We start from the raw sequence: 15,763 nt of genomic DNA on the forward strand, positions 1-15,763 counted from the left end.
TTGCCTTCGATGCTGCCGCGTAACTTACGCTTCTACGACGCTGTGAAAAGAATAGCAGTCAGATAGTTGTGCCCTTTCACTGTTTGCTAGGGTATGACTGAATGGATACTCCGGCGCAAGGTCTCATTTGGTTGTACATCTGAGCGTGGTCAGCGTTGGATGGAGAGAGCGTTGTCGGTTATGATGACCTGTAGGCTGAACGACTGGTCTTTTTTACTATACTGCGAGACGGCGTCAGACATATCCTGACGGGTACGCCACAGGACCTCTCACAATACGATGAACTGAAGAAGAAGGCTCTGGAGGAACGCAAGCTGCTAGGCTTGACCTGACCTACCCCCTGAACGGATACGTTTTTTTATGTCTGTGGCATATTAAGAAAAAATCCCTATGGAAGAGAATGAATAAATCGGAAATAATCTATCTACTATTGGAACTACTCAACCTCTAATATAATACTCAAATCTCTCAAGGATTTTAGCTATGAAAGACGCTCAACTAGCATCATTGCCATATTGGTTAAGTGAAAAAAGCATTGGCATGATATTGTATGCTTCGGATAATTATGGTTCCTGTGCTACAAATTTTGCACTGTGTAAGGTGATTGAGGAGTTTGGTTATACACCAGTATTGCTAGATTCCTATGTTCCTTTACAAGGGGTCTCTGCTAAGTATCTCCTTAGCCATTTCCATTACATAGGAGAAATCCTTCAAAATGATTGTAAAATCAGTGACCTAAATGATTTATTTAACTGTTTCATCCTTGGCAGTGATTATTCACTTAATATCGAGGCATCGTTTACTGCAAAATATATAGACTATTTCCTAATGGCATTTGCGGATGATACGAAAAAAAAACTCGCATATGCGCCTTGTCTAGGTAAACCCGATGTAGAACATGATCCGTGTCTTCGATATCTTTACGCAAGATTGTTACAACGTTTTCAGTTAGTTACATTCCGAGAAAAATCGGCTGTTGAACTTTGTGGGAAATTTTTTGGACGACCTAGCTATCAGGTGCTTGATCCTGTTTTTTTAGTTGATAGTAAAGTGTTCTACCGTATTGTAGAGGAAAGTCAAAGTAAAGTGGATATGATGAGTACGAATACAAAAGCATATCTACTGGCTTATATTCTTGATTATACTTTTGAAAAACAAAAGTTGATAGAAAAAACTGCTGATAATCTTGGTCTAGACTATAGAATTATACTTGACAGCTCTCAGTATGCTTTTTTTTCTATGGATAGTCTCTGTAATCCTAAGATCGTAAGCAAGCCAACTTTTGAAGAATGGCTCTGTCTAATAGCTAAAGCAAGTTTTGTAGTCACAGATAGTTTTCATGGTACATGTTTTGCATTATATTTTCATAAAAATTATATTTCTTTAAAAAATAGAAATACCTCACGCTTTGATAGTTTAGTTTATTTGTTAAAACATGAGAATGAGTCACGAAAAGTTCATATCTATGCTAGTGTGGAAGATGCAATGAATGATTTAGAACGGCTAGAAAAACTAAATTTTAGTTTTATTGATAGTTGTATTGTAAGTGAACGTATTAAATGTAAACAAATTTTAAGTAGTGCGCTATCTATGGATGTTTCAAATGATTTTCTTGCAGAAACACCTAGAGAACATAACGATCTTATACATTATGTAGATCTATGGAAAAGAAGTTATTTTCAAAAATTAAATAGTGAACAATTTTTGTTATATACACCTTTAAAAAGTATTCTTCGACAACGAATTAAACGTTATATATGGCATGTTTGTTCACAACTAAAATGTTTAAAAATTATAGATCTTCTTTTTCCAAAATATACTGCACGAAGGCAATATATGATAATAAAAATTAAGAAATTTTTAAGAATCTAATAAAATGAATTGATCAAATAAAATCATTAGCTTTTTTTTATAAAATTGTTATAAAATAAAAAAATAATTCCAATAGGTAAACCCCCGGCTTTGCCGGGGGACTAATAGTAGCTTGGCTTTTGCGTTGGTTGCGCGGCGCGAACCATGTGGCGGAGCAGCGAGCATACCGTGCGGAGCCAGCAGTGAGCGTCGCCCTTTTAACCACTCACCTTTGTCACAACGAAAAAAATAGGGTGTCCTCCACATGTGAACCGCCAAGTTCAACAGGAGAATACCCATTCTTGGAATCTTTAACACATGAACTATTGCAGGACAACAGTCTTGGGCACGCGCAAATTTTGCGCCTACAGGCGGAATAACTGAGGAGAGCGGCAAGAGAGATGAGGAATACCAAACACACGGGGTATCGAGCAATTGGACTGGGGCACTCTATTATTCTTTGGCTACGGGATAGACCTCTTTGAGCGGTCCCCTAAAATGTCAAACTACCGGTTTTGCCGGTGGTTGCTGACTATATTGTAATAGAGATAATCTATGAACAACTATATTATAAATGATTCTTTTTCTCCTAAAATTAGTATTGTTATTCCTGTATATAATCAAGAAAAATACATAGAAAAATGCCTGAATTCAATATTAAACCAAATATATAGAAATATAGAAGTAATAGTTGTCAATGATGGCTCAACAGACAATACAAAAAATCTCTGTGAAAAATTTTTAACATTTGATAAGAGATTTAAATTAATAAATCAAAAAAACGGTGGTGTGAGTAAAGCTAGAAATACAGGATTAAAAAATATAACTGGAGAATATGTTACCTTTATTGATGGTGATGATTATATTGATAAAGATTTGATTTTAAATTATGTTTATTATTTAGAAAAATATAAAAAAAATATTTTAATCTCTGGATTTAGAAGAATTGAATATAATAAAATTAAATATGTATATAAAGATGAGTTTGCAGTATTAGATTTACATGAAGGTTTAAAGAGATTGTTTAAAGATAATAGTTATAGAAATTATTTGTGGAATAAGTTGTATCCAAGTAGTTTTTTTAAGAAGGTGAAATTTGAAGAGGGAAAAACTTATGAAGATGTTCGCGTACAATATAAATTGTTTGAATTATCTAACTATATTATTACGTGTCCTTTTGTAGGATATAATTACATATATTGTAAAAATAGTATAACAAATATAAAAAACAATAATTTAGATGCAATAGAAGCACATGTGGATAGGTTTATTTATATATATGGAAAATATAATGAGTTTTTACCACTTCTTGCTAAAAAATTGTTCATTAGTTATATGGAAAATAATAACCAGTTTTTTGCAAAAGATAAGTTATTAAGTAGGCAAGAAGTTATAAATAATAAATTAAAAACAATTGAAAGATATTTATATAAAAATTTACCTAAAATTAAATACATAGTAATGCATATGAGATTAAAAAACAATACTTTAATAAATATATTTATATCTTTTCTTTGGAGTTTAAATAAATTAAGAAGGCTTTTGTAATTTCAATGTATCCGTTCAGGGGGTAGGTCAGATCAACCCTAGCAGCTTGCGTTCCTCCAGAGCCTTCTTCGTATCCGCTCAGGGGTAACGGAGCTAAGCGGCTTTGGGGCGATCTGACGAGGATGCTCCTTGAACAGGCTCATCAACCCCCAACTCCTTGCGCATCTGTTGAACAACCTGCATAACCGGCTCGTATATGGAGAGGTCTTGAGGTAGTCCCTGCAGATGGTTGCTGATACATCCGCGCAGCATCTCAAAAATAGGGCCACTCATGTTGCCTGCAGGTCTGCTTGAAGGAAAACGAGCGCTTCAGCCAGCGGAAACCTGCCTCGGATATCGAACCGAAAGCACACTTGCGTTTGACGACTATCGCCCTGAGTGCTCTCTCGGCAACGTTGTTCGTTGGCTCCACTCCGGCAATACGCAGAAAGGTATAGAGGGAGACTCCATCTTTCTCAAGGCGCCTGGCAAGAGTACCGAGGCAATCGTCCCGTTTTTTGAACAAGTTGATGAGTCCCTTCACTCTCATCTCGTTAACGCCCGCCATTCGCCCTCGGTGAGCGGCTCTCTGTCGATTTTGGTGAGGCGCACAGCTCCTTGGTGAGGTAACTGTGCCGCTTCTTCCTCTCGGGGGATAGCGGAAAGTATGGCTCTGAAATCGGTGGTATCCATGCTTCTCCCGTATCATAACTTTTGGTCGGACGACTAGCCCTCAAGGGCTAAAAAATGGCTTAACTCCGTTACCCCCTGAGCGGATACCGAAATATAGTGTCTAAATTGAAAAGTCCGTCAACTTATATATTGCTGAAATAATTGAATTTCAATACCAAAGTAGTAGGGCGAATTTTTGCAATTAGACAATAGTTCCATCCTGTATCTCAACGGCCCAAGTGGTATCAAGGTGACGTAGAGATGTGACACATATTTTTGCACAGTTGCCTATCTTTCCACGTGTTCCAAATGCGGTATCCGGGACATGAAGCTCTGAGGCTGCTCTTCTCTGGCACCCTTCCAGATTTCGTTAACCTTGCAGAGATACCAGGTGAACTGATAGAGCTCGCCCTGCCCAACGCTCTTGGGGGAGACATGGAAAACCATCAGAGTACCACAAGCTGTCAGGCTGAACAATCTGAGTAGTTACGAATGGAGGTTAAATTGAGCAATAATAGGATAAATTTACATGAAATTCCGATTGTATCATCTATAGATAAAAATTATGTATCTATATATAGTGCTTTCCTTGCGTCAGCAATATCTCATATAAACACGAATAGGAATTATAAATTTATTTTACTTGTAGATGATGTGCCTGATTATATGATATTTGCATTGCAAAAGCAGGTGATGCATTTAAGTAATGTATCTTTAGATGTAATCAATATGAATAATGTTATAATTAAAAGTAATTCAGAAAACATTATTGATTTTCCTAGGGCTGCTTCTTTTCGTTTATACACGCCGAAATTGTTTCCTCAATATGAAAAAATTATATATATAGATGCTGATGTGATTGTAATGCATGATCTTGCAGAACTTTTTGATGTTGTCTTAGATAAATATGCAGCTGTAGTTTTAGATTATGTTATAAATGGTCAAATAAATACAAAAAAATACAAAACGCTTTTTGTAAATAATTATTGTAATGCAGAGACATATTATATAAAATATTGTGGTTTAAATCAAAGGTTATTGAATAAATATTTTAATTCTGGTGTTATGCTATTAAATTTAAATAGATTAAGAAAGGAAAATATTATGTCTCGCTGTTTAATAATGTTACAAGATAAAAAATTTGCTTATCCTGACCAAGATATTTTAAATGTTTTATTTAATGGAGAAGTTCTTATATTGCCACAAGAATGGAATTTTATTCCGTGCAGCAGAACAGATTATCATTTTAGTTATGAAATAACAAAACAAAGAGTGCATGCAATTTCTTGTTTAAAAGTTATACATTTTGCGGGTAATAAGCCTTGGGAGTATCATAAAAATATTCAATTTGAAGAATTGTTTTGGTTGTTTGCTAGAAAGTCAGTATACTATGAAAAACTTTTAGAAAACAAAAACAATAAAATATATAAGTATTTATGGATTCTAAAAAATAATTTTCTTCTTAAACTAATTAAAATTAAGTTTCCTAGTCTATATCTAATAGTTAAAAAAATGTATAAAAAAATAAAAGCTTGATGGAGTCTTTCTATCTACTCATGTATCATTCTAAAACAACTACCAATGTATCTGTTAACAGGCACGCAGTTAAGCTATTATTGGCCAAATGGAAAACGAACTTTACGCCGTACTTCTTATTAAATTTAGTAATAGTTTCACAAATAAATTTTTTTCATTTTTTTTCATTAAACTGAATAATATAATAAAAAACTTTGCTCTGATAGGTGATAGTAAATTGTGATGCGGTACGTAGTGATCAACAGAGTCAAAAATAGTTAAACTGTCTGTTTTAATTTTAGAAATATGAATTAATATATTAAGAATCGATATTGCTATCAATGGAATAATTTCTTGATTAGGATAAAATTTTATTGTTTTGCTATACTCTTTAGCAATATAATAAACATCATTGTTATATATCATATGTATGTAGTTAGAAAACTTTTTTGAGTTAAAAATAATTTGTATTTGTGAGTCTAGTTTTATATTATTTTCTTTGATAAAATTATTTGCATATGTTGTATTTGTTTTTGGAAATAGGAAATCGTTGTTGACAAAATTATTTTTGTCATGAAATGGAAATTTTTTTACTAATTTTTGTGCATATTGTATGGTATTATAGTTTAGTTTTCGTCCTCCTTCGAAAGGGAAATTGAGAAGTTCTGGACAATATCTCGTAAAAATCAAAGCAATTAGTAGATTTTCATCTCTGCAGTTTGGAGTAGTTTTAGGAATTTTAAATAAAATAGGATCTAATAGTGGTGATAAAGTATATGTATTTGAGAAAAATGTTTCAACTGCAGCCTTACCAAAATGGTTTCTACAACGAGTTTCTAAATAAGTATTCTTAGAAATTTGACAAGAATCTGGAAGAATACCTAGTTTTTGTGATATGTTTTTATATGTATCTTGCAAGATTCTATATAAAGACTTTTTTAATTCTAATGAAGTGTCTTTTGAATAGAACTTTGCTTTTAATGAAAGTTTTTTAATTAGTTGCTGGGGTGTAATATTCCAGTATTCTCTAAGTATTTCTCCACCACTTCCTGAAAGATAAAATCTCTTTTTATTATACCATATATCTTTTATATATAACTGTTTATGAAAAAATATTTTTCCATAAAGACAAATATTAAATAAATCGTTAATTTTATAATAGGCAATGTCTTTATCTAAGCAATATTCATTATTTAAGTCAAAATTAAAAACTTTTGATATATTTTTTGCAATATTAAAGTCTTCAATATGTGTATGAAGTTTATCATGGATTGAATAAACCATAGTGTTATTTAAATTTATACCAGATTTTAAGGCTAACAAAAATGAAATTCTACTATCAATTCCACCGGAAAGAGAAATAACTAAATTTTGATTAATTTTATATATGTTTTTTATTAAAAATCTCCATTTATTATACCATTTATCTAATAAATTAATTGCTTCATATTGGTCTAGGCTATTAATGGGATTTTCTAGTTGAGGATATTCAATACTCATTAATTTGTTTTTTCTATTAATATGAATAATAGCATTTCTATCCAATACAGAAATTTCATTTACCATTGTTTCTCTATAAGATACTGAACATAAAGAAGATAATATTAAATGATTAGCATAGTCTCTATTGAAAGAAATCTCTGCCGAATTAATTAGATGACTAACAAGTAAAAAAAATGAATTGCTTAAAGCATAATAATTGTCTTTAGTATAAAGATAAATTCCGTAGCTACCTATATTATCTTGGCGAATAATAATCTCATTATTTGATATAGATATATGTATATATGTTCCACATCCATCAATATATTTTGCATTTTCATGATTTAAATTACTACGATCGATTATGCCATGCTCAGTAATAGCAAAGCCATATATTTGTTCATTTATATGATCTGTATTGTTAGAATCAATCAAAAAAAAATCATCCTCAATACAAAATAGTTTTTCTTTTTTTATTGATTTATGGTCCATAGTAATCTCCTTTTGTTTATATAGAATAATATGTTGTTTAGTAGTTATTATTTTTTTAAATATATTTTTTTATAAAACACAAAATTCATAAATTAGTTCGTGAATTTTCAGCCAATAGTTAACAAGCTGGTAAATGGCATTAGCAACTAGATTTCGATAACATCGTAAAATTACAAATCATTCCAATTAATAATTCACCAATCAAATAGTTTTAGATAGTACGTAAAAATTGTTAGCCAAAACAACAACTATGACTTACTTTTTGAACAAATTTTAAGCATTGATATCGAAAATTTTTTTGCATTATTTCAGTCTGTTACAGTTATCAGAATCACGATGATCTAGCAGGCAAAGCTGGCAGTTTGTTAGCGGCCTATTGAAAATTCACGTAGTTACATTTACTTATATCTTTTATTATTAATTATATCTAATAACAGTGGATACTTATGTAAAAGATTATTTATTTGTTTATCGTTGTTGCTTTGCGTGATATTGTAATATTTTAGATTTTGTTTATCATAGGAATTACATTCTCTATAAATATCAATATATTTAAATTTACAACAGTTATTTGCTGTTATAAAATAATAATTATTTAACAATGCCATACCCCATAACCAGATATCGTCTGCAAAAGGTGCAATTTTTGAAAATTCTTCTGTATTGCATACATTTTTATAAAAACATTGCGGTGGATAAAGTACTCCTCCGCATCCAGTTGGGAAATTTAAAGGATCAGGAATATTACTTGTTATTTCTTGCTGCCATACATTATATGGTCTTGGAAAACCATTTTTAATAGTTATTTTATGCATTCTATGGCAGATTATTATATTGTCATATATTTTTTGTTTTTCCTTAAATGTATAGTATAAGTTTTTTAACCAATCTCTGTGATAAAAAATATCATCATCTGCTGTTACCAATATGTCATTGGGAAAATAATTCAATGCGTGTATTATTTTATCGTAGGAATAATATGTTTTATTTACCCATTTTATTGTAAGACCATAATTTTGTAACTCTATTAAATTGTTAGGGAGTGATTTGGTTTTATCTGAAAATTCATCTAATGACAGCCACAAAATAATTTTATCAGGTTTAAATGACTGGCATAGAAGTGAATATATTGAATAATATACTTCATGTATTCTTTTGGGATATGATGTTAATGTTATTATAATTTGTGGAGATCTTTTGTAAGAATTTATTCCATTTGATTTTATTTTATTTGATAAAATTATATGTTTATTAAGTTTCTTTCCTTGTATAGTGAATTTTAATATTTTGTAGTACGAATATATTTTTGATAAAAATATATTGTGTTTTACAAAAGTTTTAATATATTGTTTTATATAGATTAAATCCATTTTTTATCCTTTATATATGAAATATTTTGTGTTATATAATCTCTTCCAAACTGCTAAAAGTGCATATCTAATAAAGCAGTAACAACTAAATAAAAATGGTAACCCCTCAATCTCTCTATATAACTTCCAGGTCCCTATGACTGCTTTTATCTTATTGCTTGATAAAGAGTCAGGAGTCCTTCGATATTCGGCCAAAACATCATGCAAACCATAACATGGGTAACCAGCTTTTAAGATCTGCATCCATGTTGCTGCATCTTGTCGTCTTCGTATATTAGGCATTTCAAGGTATTTTTTATCAACCATATGTGTGTCGACCATTATACCAACTGTCTGCAATAAATTATTTTGTAAGAACCCTCTATAATCAACTTTATCAAGCATATGTATTATCTTATTTAAGCTTTTTCCAGCTGAATCAATGACTTCATAAGATGTGCAGGAAAATCCACAATCTTTGCTAAGCATAAATTTAACTTGTTTCTCAAGTTTGTCTGGCTTCCATTGGTCATCTGAATCAAGATAGGCAATATACCTACCTGTTGAATTTTGAACAGCGAAATTGCGAGCAATAGCTGCTCCCTGATTCTCCTTTTGCTCTATGAGACGAATGCGTGCGTCCTTTTTGGAAATCTCCTTAACTAGTTCAACAGTGTTGTCGGTAGAGCAGTCATCTACTATGATCATTTCCCAGTTTTGATACGTTTGAGCTTGTACTGATTCTATTGTTTCACGAATATATTTAGCACTGTTCCAAGTAGGAGTCACTACAGTTACTTTATCTTCCATGATTTGTCCCGCTTTAGACTTGTTCATAACAATAAAGCCCCATCAGATATCAATCTGATGGGGCTTTATGAATTTGTCAATCATTTTTGGCTCATAGTGGCTTTCTGTGGGTAATTCAAACTGCCCGTGTCCTTGAAGCGATTTCCTTGATGGGCTGGGAAACAGAATCCCAGAGACATCAGTGCCTCAACATACAAGTATCATTGATAAATTCTCTGAATACGCCTTTGCGCCGTAAACTGGAGCGGCTTAATTCAGAGATGCAAATAGTGCTTGCGGGAAGGGGTAATGAGAGGAATTGAGTACCTACCCACAAATACCCCCGAAGAGCCTCATTTTTTAAGTGCGACTGCCTATCGGCGTAATAGCCCCTTCCACCCTGGATTCGGACTCATCTACTCCAAAGGCCGCAGCGGCCCTCTCTGCGTCCGTCCTGGTGTCCGTGGCCTTCTTCTCCCCTTCCATGGCCTCAAGCTTCCTTCTTACAGTGAGCTCTAGATCCGCCAGAGCATTCATGTAGAAGATATACGCGTCATAGGGCGTTTCGTAGGGCGAGAAGTACTTGTGTACATCACCGTCCGAGAAGAACTTTGTGCACATGTAGTAGAAGTGGTCCGAGGTCGTAAACCGCCTCCAGGTACGCAGAAGATCCGGGTCCCCTGTCTTCTTCACATCTGCTTCCAGGGCCTGTACGGCGCCCAATGCATCGTCCTGCAGATCATTTCCCCTCCAGGCGGAGAGGTCGCGTTCTGCGTCTGCCCAGGAAATGAAGTGGGGGATGTCAAGCCTTGCCATGGGAGAACACTGGCTTGCCACCTCGGTTGGAGTTGCAAAGGTGAAGTCCGGGTTCTGCAAAACAATACCCGGCAAGGCCTCCATGAAGTCGAAGATACCGGTCTCGGCCCACTGATGCTCGCCAAAGGTCTCGTAGTCCATGAAGAGGTTGATGGTCTCGCCCTGGCCGTTGAGGGAGAAGAGCCAGCTTGCGTACTTCTCGGCTGTGAGCGGATACTCTTCCCATCCCTTGTTGGAGAAGCGGAAGGCAATGTCGTCCGAGAGACGATAGTTCTTCAAAAGGAGCCGTATGCGGCGGCAGTTGCCGGGCTGATAGGCAAAGTTTGGCGATCTCCAGTTGATGACCTGGTCGGCACCCTCCGTGAGAATGGCCTTGTAGCCCATCTTCTCTGCGGCTTCTGCTATATCGTTGTTGTAGATAAGCTCGGTATTGCGGAAGGCTGTGGGCCTGACACTGAAATACTTCTTCACAAGATCGTCATGGACAGCGATCTGTTCCATCCACTCGTTGGGAGAGAAGAGGAAGGAGAGGGAGTGGGCGTAGGTTTCCGCAAGGATTTCCACGCAGCCCGTGTCCACCAGTTCCTGGAAGCTCTTCAAAACGTTTGGCGCGTACTGCACCATCTGTTCGATAAAGACGCCGGAAAGCGAGAAGGACACCCTGAACTTGCCATTGTGAGCCTTGATGAGCTTCAAGAGCAGCGCGTTCATGGGCAGATAGCACTTGTCCGCCACCTTCAGCATGATGGACCTGTTGGCATCATCGTCCTCGTACATGTGGTTGTGACCAATGTCGAAGAACGAGTAATGCCTGAGCCTGTAGGGCTGATGAACCTGAAAGTAGAAACAGACGGAAGGCATCTTATATCCCCCTTGCGAGATCGGCGTACACCGCATTGAGCTTGTTTGCTGCGTTCTCCCAGCGGATGTTTTTCAGTTCTTCCTGGCAGTTTCTGACCATGAATTTGCCAAGGGCAGGGTAGGTCAGAACAGCGCAAATGCGGTCTGCCATCTTGCGCACATCCCAGAAGTCGACCTTGAGCGCGTTGTTGACAACCTCGCTCACGCCGGACTGCTTGCTCATGAGCACAGGCACATCATACACCATTGCTTCCAAAGGCGCTATACCAAAAGGCTCGGACACACTGGGCATGACATAGAGATCCGAGGCCGCGTACATGCGTTCTACCTCATCGCCCTTGAGGAACCCTGTAAAGGTGAAACGCCTGCCAATGCGGTACTTTGCAACGCGGGTGACCATGGACAAAAGCATGTCTCCGGCTCCTGCCATGACAAAGCGCACGTTGGGCATGACCTGCAGCACAAGCCTTGCGGCCTCGACAAAGTAGTCCGGGCCTTTCTGGAAGGTCACGCGGCCCATGAAGAGCACCTGCTTTTCGCCCTTGGGCTTTTCCGCGTGGTAGATGTGGCCAGCGTCCTTGCGGGAGACAGCGTTGTGCACGACCACAATCTTTTCTTCCGGCACCTGGTAGACGCGCATGATGAGATTCTTGGTAAAGTGGCTGACAGCCACGACCTTGTCGGCCCTTTGCATGCCTTCCCACTCTATGTGGGCGATCTCGTCGTTCATGTGGGAGCCGGATCTGTCGGCCTCGGTTGCGTGCACGTGGCACACCAGGGGCTTTCCGGTAGCTTTCTTGGCAAGGATGCCTGCAGGGTAGGCCATCCAGTCGTGGGCGTGGATGACATCAAAGTCGTTGGCGCGGGCAATGGCCTGACCGGCAAGGCTGTATTTGTAGACCTCGCTCATGAGGTCCTTGCCGTAACCTCCATGAAGCTGAAGCACCTCTTCGCCCTGCAGGGGGAAGGAAGACGTAGTCCTTCTCTCCTCCACTGCAGTCTGCCGCAAATATTCCGCATAGGCCTTTTCGTAGTACTCCGGGGTGGCGTAGGCGGACAAGAGAGAGTCCACCACCTCCATGCGCAAATGCTCCTTCCAGTACTCCTTGGTGGTACGGCAGACCTGTTCCACAGAGCGTACGCTTGAGCCTATGCGTGTACCAGAGGCCGAACACATCGTAAGGCCGGACATATCGTTTGTCTTGCCCTTGTCAGTCGCAAGCTTTGGCAACACAAAGATGACGTCCGTTCCTTTTTGCGTCAGAGCGCGTACAATTCCTTCGCAGGCCGAGCCCAGGCCCCCGGAAATGTGGGGTGGAAATTCCCAGCCGAACATGAGAACGCGCATTCTATCTTCCTCCAAAAAACAAACCGTATACCTTGAGCCGTATGCCGGACACCCCTATTCCAGGGGTGCGGATTTTTCCGACTGGCATGAAATTGTAACAGAAAAAATTGTTGAAATCCGGCACTCTTGCGGATTGCGGCAAATGTCCCGAACGCTGACATTCAGGCGGGATTTTCCGGAAATCTGGAAACAGTCCTGCTTTCGGACCCGTGCAAGCCCATATGGTCTGCACAAAGCCCGAAAGCTCAAGTTCGTCAAGACACAAAACTGTGCCACAAGTCTATGACAGCTGTATGCCAAAGCCTGGCTTGCCACATGGCCTGTGCTTGCTGTGCACCGCTGTCTTTTGATTCCCTTTTCGATTGCCGCAAGATCCTCGTCTGTCAGTCAGCCGCCTGTTATCTGGCTTATGCCGATTTCTCATGCCACAAATGGCGCTGGCATGACCCAAGCGACAACAGACGTGTCCCCCACATTCCCGGCCTTAGGCCTTTTTCTGGGCAAAGACCTTGAGTCCCTTTTCCCAGGATTCGAAGGTTTCCCTGTCTGCCGCTCTCAGATTCACCAAAGCACGGTAGACCTCGGCCTCGCTCCAGGCCTGGGCAATGGTACCGCCTGCAGTGTAGGGCTCAGTAGCAGAAAAAACTTCGGACATGTGCCCTATGCCTGCCTCGGCAAAATGCGTTGTCACAAGGGGCTGGATGGTCTTCAAAAAGGCCTTTATTCCCTTGGAGAGAGCCTGGGACTTTGCCTTGGCTGTCTTATCCCCTGCTGCCGCAGCCTTGCTCCCGCTCTTTTCCTCTTCCTCGATGTTAAGTACGCGAAGAAGGGCATCTGCGTAGACTCCGAGCAGCCAGGGCCAGACAGTGCCCTGATGGTAGGCGCCATCCCTTTGGGCAATGCCTCCGCCGTAAGAAGGGCAAAAATCTCTGTCATCAGGCGAGAGGGTGCGTAGTCCATAGGGAGTCAGAAGTTTTTCGCGAACCTTCTCGACAATTGGCTTCCAGCTCTCCTTGGGTGCAATGGCCTCTGGCAGGGCAACGGCTATGAGCTGATTTGGACGAAGTGCATTGTCCGGCCCACCGTCTTCCCATGCACGCCACACGTCACTTAAGGTTCCGTCCGCAAGGACAAACTTGGCAGCAAACTGTGAGGCAATAGCGTTGAGCTCGCGGGTAGGGCAGGGATCCGGATCATTGCGCTTTTTGGCAATCTTGTGGGCAAAGGCCAGGGTGTTGTACCACAAAGCCTGAATCTCCACAGGATATCCATTCCGCGGGGTGACGGGGTGTCCGTCTACCTGGGCGTCCATCCAGGTCAGCTGCGTCTGGGGCGTTCCGGTTTCCAGCAGTCCGGAAGAGGCAACGCGGGCAAAGGGCACGCGTCCCATCCTGAAGGCGGAAATAATACCGTAGATTGCAGGAGCGCAGATGTCCAGGAACCTGGCCTGCCTTTCCTTGTCCCTGCCGAGGGCCTTCAGCATGAGCTGGCAGTCCCAGGCAAACCACAGGGAAGCGTCCACGCTGTTCCAGCCATTGGGGTGCCCGTCCCCGTCAAAGGTGTTGGGGATGATGCCGTCCCTGGCACTGGAAGCCAGGTTTTCAAGAACTTCCAAACCTTCTTCCATGCGGCCGGAAAGGAAGGTTGCGCCTGGCAGGGCAATGAGCGTGTCCCTGCCCCAGCTGCCAAACCAGGGGTAGCCAGCCAGAAGAAGCTTCTTGTTCGCAGGCGTTTGATAGAGAAAGTCCGCCATCTGGCCTGCCATGAAGGGCAGAAGCTGGCTTTGCGGCTTTGCCTTGGCCTGGCCTTGGAGAACCCTTGCCTGCGCATCAGCCCTTCTTGCCATCTCCTCGTCCCAGAGGGCGTGCAGGCCCAGGGTGTGGAGGGAAATCTCGGAAGTGGAGGCGGAGACAATGATGTCGTCTCCGGGAACCACATGGATTTCGAAAAGTCCGGGAGAGAAGAGGTCTTCCGTATAGTCAAAGCCCCTTTCCCTCTCTTTCGGGTATTCCACGCGGTTGATCCATTCTGGCGAGGGCAAAAAGTCGAACAATCCTTCTGCCTGCACAAAGAGAGGCGGCAGGGCATTGTAGGGCTGGATCTTGAAGCCGCATTCCGCAGGATAGGTCTTCACATGCAGATCCATGTTGGCATGGGTCAGCGCGTGGAAGAAGCGGAAGGCCAGCAAGGGCGCAAGACGCAGAGTGATGTTCTCGGACTTTGTCTGCTTGTCCAGAGCCTTTATCTGGTAGCGGATGAGCACAGTGTGGCTGCCCCGGATGAGGGCCAGGCTCTTTGTGACCTCAAGCCCCTGCATTTTGTGAGTATAGGTGGGGCAGGGGGAGGCAGCGAACTTTGCAAGACAGTGCTGCACTTCCGGGTAGACGCAGCCCGGGTGGTATCTTCCGGACAGGGGGACAGTTTGATCTTTTCGGCAAATCCAGTCTTCGACAGCCGAAAGCAGTACATGCCTGTCCATGTGTTCCACGTTGGCAACAAGAAGGCCGTGGTAGCGCCTGGTATGCATGCCCGCCGCGGTGGAAGAGGCAAAATCGCCGAGATTGTTTGTCTCGAGCCATTCGCGTTCCACATCCGGTTGCAATTCCTTGTCTATGCCTGTTCCGCTATACATGAAATGCTCCTTGGCAAGGGCTTGCCATGTATTCCCTGGCCACTTCCTGCTTGATGTTCCAATACCTGTCAGCCATGAGCTGGCTCAGGATTTGTTCCAGAACTTGTTCCGAAATTTGTCCCAGAATCGGGCCAAGATCTGGATAGATGCGCAATCCGCCTGCTCAATCGTCTGATCTCTCAGGCGCCTGCTCTCTCAGACTTCCTGCCTGATGCCCCCAAAGTGAATGCAAGGCTATACAACACCCTGTATGCCTTTTTGGTGTCTTTCTTCTGGCAGATTCCTTTCGAAAAAGGCTTGTGTCCGGTTTTCAGGAAAAAACCGGCTGCTGTCTTCTGCCAGTCCGAAAAAGACCGGAAGAAAGAAGCAAAATGAAGCACTCCCTGCCCCAGCCTGTTCGCACAAAGACCATGGCGTGTACCCGGAGCG

General features: G+C 40.4%; 11 protein-coding genes. 3 read left to right on the forward strand and 8 right to left on the reverse strand.

The genetic code is table 11. The annotated features are described in order from the left end of the window. The first annotated feature begins 483 nt into the window (after positions 1-483). Complete coding sequence (locus B5F76_RS11405; RefSeq protein WP_087354654.1) at positions 484-1,872, forward strand: polysaccharide pyruvyl transferase family protein; 1,389 nt, start codon at positions 484-486, stop codon at positions 1,870-1,872. 534 nt (positions 1,873-2,406) lie between these two features. Further along, on the forward strand, positions 2,407-3,399 hold the full coding sequence (locus B5F76_RS11410) for a glycosyltransferase family 2 protein (protein ID WP_087354656.1): 993 nt from the start codon (positions 2,407-2,409) through the stop codon (positions 3,397-3,399). Between the two features lie 253 nt (positions 3,400-3,652). Here the strand turns inward: B5F76_RS11410 and B5F76_RS11415 are convergent, their stop codons facing one another. Then, positions 3,653-3,946 (reverse strand): IS66 family transposase, encoded by a 294-nt coding sequence (locus tag B5F76_RS11415; protein WP_162608822.1) that lies wholly within the window; start codon positions 3,944-3,946, stop codon positions 3,653-3,655. Between the two features lie 392 nt (positions 3,947-4,338). Beyond that, on the reverse strand, positions 4,339-4,497 hold the full coding sequence (locus tag B5F76_RS14950) for a hypothetical protein (RefSeq protein ID WP_162608823.1): 159 nt from the start codon (positions 4,495-4,497) through the stop codon (positions 4,339-4,341). 57 nt (positions 4,498-4,554) lie between these two features. Here B5F76_RS14950 and B5F76_RS11420 point away from each other — a divergent pair, with 57 nt between their 5' ends. Further along, positions 4,555-5,586 carry a glycosyltransferase family 8 protein gene (locus B5F76_RS11420; RefSeq protein WP_162608824.1) on the forward strand — a complete coding sequence of 344 codons (1,032 nt, stop codon included), beginning with the start codon at positions 4,555-4,557 and terminating at the stop codon, positions 5,584-5,586. Positions 5,587-5,688: 102 nt separating this feature from the next. On the opposite strand, the gene B5F76_RS11425 is transcribed toward B5F76_RS11420, so the two are convergent. From B5F76_RS11425 to B5F76_RS11445, 6 genes are all read right to left on the reverse strand, one after another. After that, a complete protein-coding gene (locus B5F76_RS11425) occupies positions 5,689-7,539 on the reverse strand; it encodes a hypothetical protein (protein WP_087354662.1) in 1,851 nt (616 codons plus the stop codon). A gap of 398 nt (positions 7,540-7,937) precedes the next feature. Then, the gene (locus B5F76_RS14595; RefSeq protein WP_144268473.1) at positions 7,938-8,909 is read right to left on the reverse strand and encodes a hypothetical protein; all 972 of its coding nucleotides are present in this window, start codon (positions 8,907-8,909) and stop codon (positions 7,938-7,940) included. A 3-nt stretch (positions 8,910-8,912) separates the two neighbouring features. Continuing rightward, positions 8,913-9,698 carry a glycosyltransferase family 2 protein gene (locus tag B5F76_RS11430; RefSeq protein ID WP_087354706.1) on the reverse strand — a complete coding sequence of 262 codons (786 nt, stop codon included), beginning with the start codon at positions 9,696-9,698 and terminating at the stop codon, positions 8,913-8,915. Between the two features lie 339 nt (positions 9,699-10,037). Beyond that, entirely contained in the window at positions 10,038-11,354 is a 1,317-nt protein-coding gene (locus tag B5F76_RS11435; RefSeq protein WP_087354664.1) for a glycoside hydrolase family 57 protein, read from the reverse strand. A 1-nt stretch (position 11,355) separates the two neighbouring features. Further along, positions 11,356-12,702, reverse strand: coding sequence for a glycosyltransferase (locus tag B5F76_RS11440; RefSeq protein ID WP_087354666.1), 1,347 nt, complete (start codon positions 12,700-12,702; stop codon positions 11,356-11,358). Positions 12,703-13,186: 484 nt separating this feature from the next. Beyond that, positions 13,187-15,334 carry an amylo-alpha-1,6-glucosidase gene (locus B5F76_RS11445; RefSeq protein ID WP_087354668.1) on the reverse strand — a complete coding sequence of 716 codons (2,148 nt, stop codon included), beginning with the start codon at positions 15,332-15,334 and terminating at the stop codon, positions 13,187-13,189. Positions 15,335-15,763 lie beyond the last annotated feature (429 nt).

Source organism: Desulfovibrio sp. An276 (assembly GCF_002159665.1).
Taxonomy (GTDB): Bacteria; Desulfobacterota; Desulfovibrionia; order Desulfovibrionales; family Desulfovibrionaceae; genus Desulfovibrio; species Desulfovibrio faecigallinarum.

Coding starts and splice junctions, on each gene's coding strand:
- B5F76_RS11415 (WP_162608822.1), bottom strand. CDS start 3,946: ATGGCGGGCGTTAACGAGATGAGAGTGAAGGGACTCATCAACTTGTTC.
- B5F76_RS11430 (WP_087354706.1), bottom strand. CDS start 9,698: ATGGAAGATAAAGTAACTGTAGTGACTCCTACTTGGAACAGTGCTAAA.
- B5F76_RS11440 (WP_087354666.1), bottom strand. CDS start 12,702: ATGCGCGTTCTCATGTTCGGCTGGGAATTTCCACCCCACATTTCCGGG.
- B5F76_RS11425 (WP_087354662.1), bottom strand. CDS start 7,539: ATGGACCATAAATCAATAAAAAAAGAAAAACTATTTTGTATTGAGGAT.
- B5F76_RS14595 (WP_144268473.1), bottom strand. CDS start 8,909: ATGGATTTAATCTATATAAAACAATATATTAAAACTTTTGTAAAACAC.
- B5F76_RS14950 (WP_162608823.1), bottom strand. CDS start 4,497: ATGGTTTTCCATGTCTCCCCCAAGAGCGTTGGGCAGGGCGAGCTCTAT.
- B5F76_RS11410 (WP_087354656.1), top strand. CDS start 2,407: ATGAACAACTATATTATAAATGATTCTTTTTCTCCTAAAATTAGTATT.
- B5F76_RS11445 (WP_087354668.1), bottom strand. CDS start 15,334: ATGTATAGCGGAACAGGCATAGACAAGGAATTGCAACCGGATGTGGAA.
- B5F76_RS11405 (WP_087354654.1), top strand. CDS start 484: ATGAAAGACGCTCAACTAGCATCATTGCCATATTGGTTAAGTGAAAAA.
- B5F76_RS11435 (WP_087354664.1), bottom strand. CDS start 11,354: ATGCCTTCCGTCTGTTTCTACTTTCAGGTTCATCAGCCCTACAGGCTC.